The 11,599-nt window shown below is 33.0% G+C and carries 11 protein-coding genes; 5 read left to right on the forward strand and 6 right to left on the reverse strand.

Annotated elements, in window-relative coordinates:
• The 6 genes from X927_RS06190 to alr form a co-directional block, all read right to left on the reverse strand.
• Positions 1-464: NUDIX hydrolase (locus tag X927_RS06190; protein WP_103077234.1), on the reverse strand; the 464-nt coding region annotated here is incomplete at its 3' end.
• The gene (gene hslV, locus X927_RS06195; RefSeq protein ID WP_103077235.1) at positions 461-994 is read right to left on the reverse strand and encodes an ATP-dependent protease subunit HslV; all 534 of its coding nucleotides are present in this window, start codon (positions 992-994) and stop codon (positions 461-463) included. The genes X927_RS06190 and hslV, both read right to left, overlap by 4 nt.
• A 165-nt stretch (positions 995-1,159) precedes the next feature.
• Entirely contained in the window at positions 1,160-2,065 is a 906-nt protein-coding gene (locus tag X927_RS06200; protein WP_103077236.1) for an ATP-grasp domain-containing protein, read from the reverse strand.
• Between the two features lie 23 nt (positions 2,066-2,088).
• Positions 2,089-4,383: a type I DNA topoisomerase gene (gene topA / locus X927_RS06205; RefSeq protein ID WP_103077237.1), complete on the reverse strand. Its 2,295-nt coding sequence runs from the start codon at positions 4,381-4,383 to the stop codon at positions 2,089-2,091.
• Positions 4,384-4,401: 18 nt separating this feature from the next.
• On the reverse strand, positions 4,402-5,460 hold the full coding sequence (locus X927_RS06210) for a 3'-5' exoribonuclease YhaM family protein (protein WP_245855490.1): 1,059 nt from the start codon (positions 5,458-5,460) through the stop codon (positions 4,402-4,404).
• On the reverse strand, positions 5,453-6,577 hold the full coding sequence (alr, locus tag X927_RS06215) for an alanine racemase (RefSeq protein WP_169925172.1): 1,125 nt from the start codon (positions 6,575-6,577) through the stop codon (positions 5,453-5,455). Before alr ends, X927_RS06210 begins: the two co-directional genes overlap by 8 nt.
• A 554-nt stretch (positions 6,578-7,131) precedes the next feature.
• On the opposite strand from alr, the gene X927_RS06225 reads away from it, so the two are divergent.
• The 5 genes from X927_RS06225 to X927_RS10200 all read left to right on the forward strand — a co-directional run bounded on the left by X927_RS06225 (position 7,132) and on the right by X927_RS10200 (position 11,564).
• On the forward strand, positions 7,132-7,680 hold the full coding sequence (locus X927_RS06225; protein WP_103077241.1) for a 5-formyltetrahydrofolate cyclo-ligase: 549 nt from the start codon (positions 7,132-7,134) through the stop codon (positions 7,678-7,680).
• A gap of 84 nt (positions 7,681-7,764) precedes the next feature.
• On the forward strand, positions 7,765-8,565 hold the full coding sequence (locus X927_RS06230; protein ID WP_103077242.1) for a nitrilase-related carbon-nitrogen hydrolase: 801 nt from the start codon (positions 7,765-7,767) through the stop codon (positions 8,563-8,565).
• Positions 8,566-8,757: 192 nt separating this feature from the next.
• Positions 8,758-10,560 (forward strand): molecular chaperone DnaK, encoded by a 1,803-nt coding sequence (gene dnaK, locus X927_RS06235; RefSeq protein ID WP_103077243.1) that lies wholly within the window; start codon positions 8,758-8,760, stop codon positions 10,558-10,560.
• A gap of 152 nt (positions 10,561-10,712) precedes the next feature.
• The gene (locus X927_RS06240) at positions 10,713-11,195 is read left to right on the forward strand and encodes a GNAT family N-acetyltransferase (RefSeq protein ID WP_103077244.1); all 483 of its coding nucleotides are present in this window, start codon (positions 10,713-10,715) and stop codon (positions 11,193-11,195) included.
• Between the two features lie 225 nt (positions 11,196-11,420).
• On the forward strand, positions 11,421-11,564 hold the full coding sequence (locus X927_RS10200; RefSeq protein WP_169925173.1) for a hypothetical protein: 144 nt from the start codon (positions 11,421-11,423) through the stop codon (positions 11,562-11,564).
• Positions 11,565-11,599: the final 35 nt, after the last annotated feature.

Here is an 11,599-nt window from a genome sequence, read left to right on the forward strand (position 1 = left end):
TCGATGAATCCAACAAAAAGAACACCTAAATGAACTTTGGATACATCTTCATCGTTATCGTTGATTATTCCTTTGTAAACATATTTATATGAATTGGTAATCCATAATTCTTCATTAATTTCACGATCCATTCCGTTGAAAAAGGTTTGTTCCATGGTAATACCCTTATCCCCTTTGTTTATGTGGCCCCCTATTCCTATTGATATTTTGTTGTGAAGCCTTTTTTCTCCTTGATTTTGTGTTCTTTTTAAAACTAAAATTTTGTCTTCGTAGTTTTTGAACACTACATAAGGTATGATTTGTTTGTAATTATAATCGTTTTCTATTTCATCTCTTTCGTGGAAATTACCGCTTTCTAATATTTCTACGAAATCGCTAAATTTTATTTTAAAAAAATTATTGTTGAACGAAGATATTTTTTCTACAATTTTTATGGTGGGAATAGCTAAAATCTGTTCACTCATTCTATAATCTCCATTGTTATATTATCGTTCGTGTAAATACATATTTCACCGGCTATTTTTATGGCTTTTTTTGCGATTTCCTCAGCATCTAAGTCCGTGTTTCTTAACAGAGCCATTGCTGCAGCGTATGCATAAGGTCCACCGGAACCTATTGCAATTGCATCTTCTTGTGGTTCCATAACTTCGCCATTACCAGAAATTAAAAAGATATTTTCTTTGTCGGCAACCAATAATAATGCCTCAAGTCTTCTAAGTGCTTTGTCCATGCGCCATTCTTTAGTCAGTTCTACAGCTGCTTTCATAAGATTACCGTGTGAAGATTTATACTTTCCTTCAAATCTTTCATACAAAGCGAGGGCATCTGCTACGGATCCAGCGAAACCTGATATTACTTTTCCTTCGCCCAATCTTCGCACTTTTTTGGCGTTGCCTTTAAAGACTGTTTCTCCCATTGTTACTTGTCCATCACCACATATTACAGTTTTTCCATTTCTTTTTACTCCTAATATTGTTGTCCCATGAAAATCCATAAATTGTATTTCCTCCTTGCACTCACATTTTTTTATTTAGAAACTCTAAAACCTTGGTAGATAGCGCCCCTTCGCCCCGCTGCCCACCCATAAGGATAAAAGTTCTTTGTCTTTCGTCCCGCTGCCCGCCCAAAAACACTTTGCTACGCTATCGTCTATTCATTTTCAAAAACTAATTTTTGTGGGTTGTTTTATATGATTTTTTATTATTATATCTATTAAATCATCAAAGCTAATTCCTGCAGCTATTGCGGATGTAGGAAGATCACTTAATTTCGTTAAACCAGGTACAGTGTTTATTTCTAAAACGTAAATTTCATCACCTTTTAAGATTGCATCGATCCTAAACATATCTTTAAAAGTAAGTATTTTCATGACTTGAGTTCCTATGTAATTTACTTTTTGTATGATTTTTTCAGGTGAATTAAGCTGTGGCTTGAGTTCAGTTAACCCGTTAGTGTATTTTGCTTCATAATCATAGAATTCTTTTTTTGGAAGAATTTCAAGGATTGGTAGTAGTATGAACTCATCATTTTTCTGAATATAAGATATCGTTATTTCCCGACCTTTTATGTATTCTTGAACCAGAACTTCCTGAAATTCTTTCAAATTTTTTTCTAAATAGAATCTGTATTCATTTTCGTTGTGGATGATGTATACTCCTTTGCTTGATCCACTTTTTCGAGGTTTGATGATAAAAGGGTACTGAAAAGGCGGTAATATCAATTTGTTGGTTAAGATTGTTTGAGGCATTTGTATATAATTTTTAAATAGAGTATAGAATATAAATTTATCGTATGTGGCTACACATGTTTCAGAGTTAGAACATGTGTAGTCTATCCCTAATATGTCCAACAAAGAAGATAATCTTCCGTCTTCTCCATAATCTCCATGCACTACATTGAAGGCGAATTTATAATTTCGAATTTTATTTATAAAATCATCATCTATTAAATCTAGTATCAGTGGTTGATGACCTAAATTATTTATAGAATTAAAAACATTTTTTGCACTTCTAAAGGCAATTTCTCTCTCTATAGATTTCCCACCTGTAATGATTGGGATGTCCATTGTTTTTTCTCCTTTTTTATTTTCTACGTTGACTTTGTTAATTGTTTGATTTCTTCGATTTCAAAATATGTTTTGTCATTCTGACAGTATAACTTTTCTTTTCCTCTTAGGGTTTTGTAGAATAGTGTTTCTCCACAGTTGGGGCAACTGTACTCTGAAGGTTCGTACCAATACAATGTTCCACAAGAATCACATTTGAAATAAGTTTTTCCTTTTTTGCTTCTCAATTTTATGACATCACCGCCACAGTTGGGGCACTTTCCTCGTGCTTTTACATTACGGGTATATTTACAATCTGGGTAGTTACTACATGCTATAAATTCTCCAAATTTCCCGTGTTTTAATATGAGATCTCCACCACAGATGGGACATTTTTCACCTATTTTGTTCTCTTCTTTGTTTAATTTTAAAGTTTCTTGTAGATATTCTTTTATGTATAATTTGTCTTTTATTGTCACTCCAAATGATTCCGCAGGAATTTTCTGAGTTTCCTTGCATTTCTCACAAGATAAATATAGACCGTATCGTCCAAAATTTAATTTCATGTTTTTACCGCATTTTTCGCAGGGTACATCGCTTTCGTAATGCAAAACTTTTTGTTTGTTTTTTATATTATTTGAAGCAGTGGTAAGGAACTTTTCAAATTCATTATAGAATTGCTCTAAAACTACTTTACTTTTGTTTTTCCCATCTTCTATCTTATCAAGGTTTGCTTCCATGTTTGCGGTAAATTTTACATCCACTATTTCTGGAAAATAGGCTTCCAAAAAATCAGTTACCACAAAACCCGTAGTTGTAGGTCTCAAGGTACTTTTCGATATTTTAGAAACGTATTTACGCTGCAAAAGTGTAGATATTATTGTTGCGTATGTTGATGGTCTTCCGATTCCTTTGGATTCTAGTTCCTTTATCAATGTTGCTTCTGTATACCTATTTGGTGGATTAGTCTCTTTTTCTTCGAATTTTAATTGATCGTATGTGATCTTATCATTTTTGCCTATTTCAAAATCTACTTCTTTATTGTTAGGATTCCAGAATTTTTCAAATCCATCAAAGATACATTTTTTGGACGTTATTTCAAATGAATATTTGTTGGTGTTGTCTTCTATAGTGTATGTTTTTTCTAAATATCTTGATGGAGCTGATTGAGACGCCATGAATCTATTCCAAATAAGGGTATACAACTTTAAATGGTCTGAGGAAATTAACCTTTTTGCATTGTTAACATCCATGTTGATGTCTGTAGGTCTTATAGCCTCGTGAGCATCTTGAACGTTGGATTTTTTGTTTTTAGATAGGTAATGTCCTACGTAATCTTTTCCATAATTTTTTTCCAAATAGTTAATAGCTGCTTGTTGAGCTTCGTTTGAAACTCTTGTAGAGTCAGTTCTCATGTAAGTAATAAACGCAATACTTCCTTCACGGGTTTCCACACCCTCATACAAATCTTGCGCGATTTTCATTACTTTAGATGAACTCCAGTTAAAAGTTGAAACTGCTGTTTGTTGTAGAGTACTGGTAATAAATGGTAAAGGAGGTTTCCTTATTGTTTCCTTTTCTTCTACATTCACTAGTTTAAAATCCTTGTCTTTTAAATATTCAAAGATTTGGTCTTTTTTTGTTTTTGTTATACTTTCTGGTTTTATTTTTTTACCGTCCTCTTTTGTTAGAGGAATATTTTGACCTTTGTGCTCAAGGTAGATATTGTAGTACTTTTTTGGTTTGAAAGAGAAAATTTTCCTTTCTTTATCCACTATCAATTTTAATGCGGCAGATTGAACCCTTCCTGCGCTTGTTTTGTAATCCTTTAATACTTTCCAAACTAAGGGAGAGATTTTATATCCTACCACTCGATCCAAGATTCTTCTAGCTATCTGCGCGTCAACTTTTTTTAAGTCTAAACTTTGAGGATTACTTATTGAATTTTTTATTGCATTTTTCGTAATTTCTGAGAATATGATTCGATTTTTCTCTTTCGGGTCGAGATCTAAAAGCTGGGAAAGGTGCCATGCTATAGCTTCTCCTTCTCTATCCATATCCGAAGCTAATAATACTTTTTTCCCTTTTGTTTCTTTCTTTATTTCTTTTATAACCTTTTCTTTACCGGGAATCACTTGAAAGATTGGCTCAAAGTCGTGTTCGATATCAACACCAAACTCCTTTTTAGGTAAATCACGGATGTGACCTTTTGAAGCTATTACTTTATATTCCTTTCCTAAATATCTTTCTATTGTTTTTGCCTTTGATGGGGATTCAACGATCACTACATATTTACTTTTCCCACTATTGTTGTTGGATTTAGTGCTTTTTTTTGGCATTAATTGAATTACCTCCTGCTAGTATTTTTCTATTTTTATCTTGCGCGCCAGCCTTTTATCGTATTCACTCCAACTTTGATTTTTGTTTATTTGTAAAGTATTTCTAATATTATCTTTAACTTGAGCAATTTTGGAGTCCATGTTATCACTTAACCCAATAATAAATGATTCGATAGTTTTAGGAACTACAGGACTTCCATATTCGATTTCTCCATGATGGGAAAGTATGATGTGTATTAAATGATTAAGATCTGAGTCCTTTATTTTTGGAGTTACTTTTTTTGACTCCTCGTATACTATTTTTGTTCCAAGATGTATGTGTCCAATTAATTCACCTTGCTCCGTTTTTTCTATTCCACTGGGTTTTATAGCGTATTCTTCTATTTTTCCTATATCGTGCAAAAGTGATCCAGCTATTATAATATCTTTATTGATACATATTTCATTATCTTCGTTGTAAAGATCGTATAATCTTAAAGATAGTTCGGTAACCATTACAGTATGTTCCAATAAACCTCCAGGATAGGCATGATGTACTTCTATCGCTGCTGGTGAAAAAAGAAAGGATTCTCTTAATTTTGAATTAATCAAAAAGATCTGTTTTAGCAAAGATTTGATACCTTCATCTTCAACGGTTTCTATGTAATGTTCGAGTTTTGCTTTTAATTTTGATAGATCATTATTGGAAAAATGCAAGTACTTTTCAGGGTTGATATTCGTTATGTTAATCTTTTGCACTGAATTGGTCTCGTTACTAATATTAATTTGAAGTCTATTTTCAAAATAAACTATTTTGCCTTTTACTTTTATAACATCTCCAATATGAATCTTATTGTTGTTTGCTTCAGCGTTATACCAATCTATAGCTCTAATAGACTGACTTTTATCCGCAAGCGTAAACAACAAAAATGTTTTGTCATTTTTTGTTTTTTGAAGCTTTTTGCTCACAACTTTTCCTTCAATTTCTGCTTCTTCAGTTGGTTTTAAATCTGATATTAATGTAATATTTTCCCCATTTGTCTTTGGTTGAAACGGATTATCTTTTATTATATCTCCCAAAGAATAATCTTCATTCAAAATATTTTCCTCCCTTAATGTAAAACCGCCGAACCCTTTGAGTTATTCTTGAGATTACTTCATAGTTTATAGTAGAAGTGTTTTTAGCTACTTCTTCTGCGCTTATTTCATCGTACTTTTGCTTTCCAATGATAACAACTTCATCGCCGATTGATACATTATTATCAGTAACATCCACCACGATCTGATCCATAGATACTCTACCTAATATTTTACATCGCTTTCCGTTAATTAAAACTTCTCCTTTGTTAGAAAGGGCTCTAAAATACCCGTCTCCATATCCTATAGGAACAATGGCAGTTTTCATCTTTTTTTGTACTTCATAAGTTCGACCATAACCAATAGTATCGTGTGGTTGGAGGGTATGAATGCTCGCGATGATGGTCTTTAATTCTAAAATTGGTTTTAATTGATCAATTTTATAAGTTGTGGATGGTTGTAAGCCATAAGTGGCAATTCCTGGTCTCACATAATCTAAAGAGTATTCAGGGAAAAAAAGAGCAGCAGCACTGTTAGAGATATGTTTTTTTTCAACATCTATCCCTGAACTGATTATATAATCCAATAAATTCATATATTTTTCAAATTGAACTTTGGTGAATTCATCTTTTTCATCTGCACTGGCAAAATGAGAATAAACACCTTCTATTTGAACATTTTTATCTTTGATCAATTTTATTAATTGTGGTAAATTTTCCTCTTTTATGCCAATTCTGTTGATTCCAGTATCCACGTTGATATGAAACTTAAATTTGCCAACATCTTTTCCTAGTATATCACATACTTTTTCTAAAAATGTATATGAAGTAATTGTAGGTCTCAAAAACTGGGAGAATTCCAATAACTCTTCAAAATCATTTGGACTGAAGTAATTAAAAATTAAAATAGGGAGGAGGATTCCCTCCTTTAAGATTTCTAAAGCTTCTTCCAAATAAGCAACAGCCAGCATAGTATAATTTTCATTAAATAATTGCCTTGCTAAAGGAAGCATGCCATGTCCATAAGCGTTCGCCTTTAAAACCGGTATAATACTAGTTTTTGTTTGGTTTTGTATATAATTCAAATTTTCTAAGTATTTATCAATATTTATATATGCGACCGTTTCTCTACCCTTCAATTTTATCCCCTTTTAAAAAAGAAATGAGTTTATCTCGGTCTTGTATATACTTAGGTAAAATAATTGTTTTATCCTTTAAAATTATTATTATTTTTCTGGAAGTTATAACCGTTTCTTTAATGGAGGATTTACTGAAATGCTCATATCTTTCTGAAAATACAGAGGTAATAACGTAAAAAGTTTTGTTATTTTGATCATAAATAATAGGATATCGCATGAATTTTCTAATGGAATAAAATAGAATTGTAACTATTATTCCAAGAAATATAAAAGCTATAATACCCTTTGGATAAAGACTGTATAAATAATTACCTAGTATAAACAAAAATAAAACAAAGATTAGAGGTAGCAAGTAAAGGATTTTCGAATATCTAAACTTATAAAGAATTTTTCATTCCCTCTTCTATTTAACTTATTTTTTAGAGTGCGCAATTAACATTATACAATAATTTTGAGTAATTGGCAAAAATTTTCTTCTTTTAGTGTATAATGTGCATTGAAGTGGGGCCTCACTTATAATAACATTAATTAATATTACAGAGGGATGAAATACGATGACGAAAAAAGAAATTAGAGAAATGATTTTAAAAAAAAGGTTGGATCTAGATCAAGAAAAATATGAAGAATATTCACAAAAAATAGTAGAAAAATTGAGAAGTCAAATCAAAAAAATGGATTTTGGTTCTATTGCTCTCTATTATCCCATAAATAAAGAAGTAGACGTATTACCTTTAATAGGGGAATTGTTAAAAACTCAAAAAAAAGTATATTTACCAAAGGTCTTAGGCAAACAAATGAAGATGGGGAGAGTAAAAAGTCTCGATCGCTTGGTTAAAAGTAAATTTAATATTCCGGAACCCATAGATGAAGAATTTTCTTCAAAAATTGATCTTTACGTAATCCCTGCAATTGCCTACGATTTTAAAGGATATAGAATTGGATATGGTGGAGGTTATTACGATAGATACTTCCTTCAAAACCCTAAAACTTACTTAATAGGAGTGATATTCAACTTTCAATTAATAGATTCCGTTCCTACTCATCCGAACGATTTACAAGTTGATTTAATTATCACTGAAAAAAACGAAATAGAAATGAAGTGAACTGTGGGGCAAAGGGGCGCACTAAAACATATCTTAAAGTTTCTAATGGCAATATTAAATAAATATTTTATAGGAGGTTAAAAAATGTTTAAAGTCAGCGTAGTTCAATTCAAACCAGAACTATTTGAGATCAAGAAAAATGTAGACAAGGTAATGAAGATCATCGAAGGGGTAGATAGCGATTTTATAGTATTTCCAGAATTAGCTTTTTCCGGTTACGCTTTTTCTTCCAAAAAAGAAGTAGAAGAAACTTATGAATCACCTTTAGAGGAAAATGGATACGCCTTTAATATCTTCAAGGAATTTTCTAAAGATACTGGTATAAGTGTAGTATATGGTTTTAACGAGAAATATGAAGATAAGTATTATAATTCATCAATTTTGATCAATAGTGATGGGACATTTAAAATATACAGAAAGACTCACTTGTTTTTCAGAGAGAAATTATTTTTTACCCCTGGGGACACTGGTTTTTGGGTGGAAAATGTTAACGGGATAAATGTGGGAGTTGCCATTTGTTTTGATTGGTACTTTCCAGAATCCTTTAGAACATTGGCTTTATTAGGTGCAGATTTAATCTTGCATCCAGCAAATTTAGTCTTACCATATTGTCAAGAAGCCAACAAAATTAGATCTTTAGAAAACAAGATTTATATTGCCACATCGAATATTTGGGGAACCCAGAACAATGGTGAAATACAGTATTCTTTCACGGGAAAAAGTCAAGTCTCATCACCTGATGGGGAGGTGCTTTTTAGATTACCGGAGCAAGGAGATTACATTCATACAGTAGAAATTGATGAAAAAAGATCTCAAAATAAAAGTATCAATGAATACAACGATCTCTTCAAGGATCGAAAACCAAAATATTATTTTCACTCTTAGATTAAGAGTGATATAATATTTGGTTGCTTTTAAATTTAGATTACTTATAAGTATTTTATCATAGATATTATATGTATTCTCTTAACTGAATAAATCACTTGAAAAAAAAGAGTGTTTGAATTATAATAGTATTAGAGTCAAATAACATATACACATGTAGAAATAAAAAAGTTTTAGTAAGGGGGTATTTTCATGAGTGCAAAAGAATATGTTGTAGGTATAGACTTAGGTACCACTAATTCAGCTATTGCTTGGGTAAAACCAGATGGTAACCCTGAAGTAATACCCAATGCGGAAGGTAAAAGGACTACGCCTTCTATTGTTTCTTTTAGTAAAGATGGTCAGATATTAGTAGGTGAACCAGCTAAAAGGCAAGTTATTTTAAATTCAGACAGAACTGTTCGCTCTATTAAAAGGTACATGGGAAGTGACTATACAGTAAAAATCGATGATAAGGTGTATACACCTCAACAGATAAGTGCTTTTATACTTAAAAAGCTGGTTAAAGATGCGGAAGAATATTTAGGAGGAAAGATCAAAAAGGCTGTTATTACTGTTCCTGCTTATTTTAACGATGCTCAAAGGCAAGCAACAAAAGAAGCGGGTGAAATTGCAGGATTGGAGGTTCTAAGAATAATAAACGAACCAACAGCGGCATCCATAGCTTTTGGTCTTGATCGGTCAAAAGAAGAAAGAAAAATAGTTGTATATGATCTTGGTGGTGGAACATTTGATGTTTCCATTTTAGATATAGGTGAAGATATCATAGAGGTTATCGCTACTTCAGGGAACAATCATCTAGGTGGAGACGATTTTGATCAAAGAATAATCGACTGGTTAGCTGATGAATTTATGAAAGAGTACAAGGTTGACTTAAGAAAAGATAAGCAAGCACTTCAAAGATTGAAAGAAGCAGCTGAATCTGCGAAGATAGAATTATCAAGTAAATTGGAAACGGATATAAATTTACCTTTCATCACGGTTGTCGACGGTCAACCTGTTCACTTAGAAAAGAAACTAACAAGAACTAAATTAGAAGAACTCATTGGAGACCTAATAGAATCGACAAGAGGCCCCATTGAGAATGCAATGCGGGATGCTAAACTTTCTCCACAAGATATAAGTGATGTACTACTTGTAGGTGGTTCAACGAGGATACCCGCCGTCCAAAAATTGGTTAAAAATTATTTTGGGAAAGATCCTGCAAAGAATGTTAACCCAGATGAAGCAGTCGCAATTGGAGCAAGTGTTCAAGCTTCTATAATGGTTGGAGAAACTGAAAGAGATCTAGTTTTAGTTGATGTTACTCCTTTATCTTTAGGTGTAGAAGTTAAAGGAGGTTTAATGGAAGTTATTATACCAAGAAATAACAAAATTCCTGTGAAAAAATCGAAAGTTTTTACAACGTCTGTTGATGGACAAACAGAGGTTGAAGTAAGAGTTTATCAAGGTGAAAGGCCTTTAGCAAGAGACAATTTCTTCTTAGGGAGTTTTAAGTTGACAGGAATTCCCCCGGCACCAAGAGGGGTTCCTCAAATCGAAGTTACTTTTGATATTGACTCTAATGGAATAGTAAGCGTATCAGCTAAGGATTTAGGTACTCAGAAACAGCAGTCTATGGTAGTAACCGGAAGACACAAGCTCGACAAAGAACAAATAGATAGAATGATGAAAGAAGCTAGAGAGTACGAAGAACAAGATAAAAAGGTAAAAGAAAAGATTGAGCTGAGGAACCAAGCAGATGATTTAATCTATCAAACAGAGAAATTGTTACGTGAAAACGGAGATAAAATACCTGATGATTTAAAGTCGAATATAGCAGAAAAAACAAAAGAATTAAAGCAAGCTTTAGAGGAAGATAACGTTGGTAAAATTAAGATAGTCAAAGATGAGTTACAACAAGAGATTATAAAAGTAGGACAATATATTTATCAAAACCAAAACCCAGAAGCGACTACGGGAACAACCAACCCTGGAAACAACCCAGAAAATTAGAAATTTAGGAGGCTTTTAATGCCTCCTAAATTTTTTTGAACCAAACTTTGAATAACCCTACATCTATTAGTCGTATAAAACACAGTCACATTTCTCCACATTTTGTAGATAAGCGTAAATGTGGTATAATATATTTTGGAGGTGGTTGCAAAGTGCAGAAAACCTTTAATTACGATTCATTCAACTTATCTTTGAAAGAACTGAACTCAAAGGAAGATCTATTAGATGACCATTTTGAGTTCACCAAGTTAGAAATAGCAGAGTTCTTAGAAGAAAATTTGGGAAAGTATGGAGATCCAAAAGAAGATATCATTAGTTCTATTGATTACGCCTTTTCCGAGGAGAAAGGAAAAGGAGGATTTGTTTTGGTGCTTCATAATGATGATAGCATCGTAGGTGCTGTTGTTATTAACGATACGGGTATGGAAGGATATATCCCTGAGCATATGCTGGTGTACATAGCTGTTGATAAAGATTGTAGAGGTAAAGGGATCGGTAGTAACCTTTTGAAAGAAACAATTAGCCGATGCGACGGGGATATATCCTTGCATGTGGAATACGGCAACCCGGCTAGAAGATTGTACGAAAAAGTTGGCTTCGAATCCAAATATGCTGAGATGAGATATAAATCATAATATTCAATACCATGCAAAAAAGGCAACCAAAATGGTTGCCTTTTTAATATGTGCGCCCAGCATGCGCAATAGCTAAGCGGTGAAAGTCCGCCGTGGACCAGATAGCGGGAACCACTAGTCGAAGGCAAGGGTGTCCATCGTGAGGTGGAATCTGAAGGAAGCCCAAGGCAAAGTCCCGGTCCGATGAACAAGAACCAGATACAAGGCTAAGTGAAGTGGACGAGTTTGCATTTCAAAACGAAGTCCAATAGCTATCCAGAACTTCACGGAGTAAATCTGGCGGATAGATGGGATGAAAGTTATTGCACTTACCTGGGGAGATCTCAAGAATACGCTGTTAAGGCAACCCATGCAGCAATGTATGGCTGAATATTGAGAAGTCAGCAGAAGGCATAGTACACATT

Origin of the sequence: Petrotoga mexicana DSM 14811, assembly GCF_002895565.1 — a bacterium.
In the GTDB taxonomy this organism is placed as follows: Bacteria; Thermotogota; Thermotogae; order Petrotogales; family Petrotogaceae; genus Petrotoga; species Petrotoga mexicana.

Excerpts from the sequence above, each read along its gene's own strand:
- hslV (WP_103077235.1), bottom strand. The coding sequence starts at position 994 with ATGGATTTTCATGGGACAACAATATTAGGAGTAAAAAGAAATGGAAAA.
- topA (WP_103077237.1), bottom strand. The coding sequence starts at position 4,383 with ATGCCAAAAAAAAGCACTAAATCCAACAACAATAGTGGGAAAAGTAAA.
- X927_RS06225 (WP_103077241.1), top strand. The coding sequence starts at position 7,132 with ATGACGAAAAAAGAAATTAGAGAAATGATTTTAAAAAAAAGGTTGGAT.
- X927_RS06230 (WP_103077242.1), top strand. The coding sequence starts at position 7,765 with ATGTTTAAAGTCAGCGTAGTTCAATTCAAACCAGAACTATTTGAGATC.
- X927_RS06200 (WP_103077236.1), bottom strand. The coding sequence starts at position 2,065 with ATGGACATCCCAATCATTACAGGTGGGAAATCTATAGAGAGAGAAATT.
- dnaK (WP_103077243.1), top strand. The coding sequence starts at position 8,758 with ATGAGTGCAAAAGAATATGTTGTAGGTATAGACTTAGGTACCACTAAT.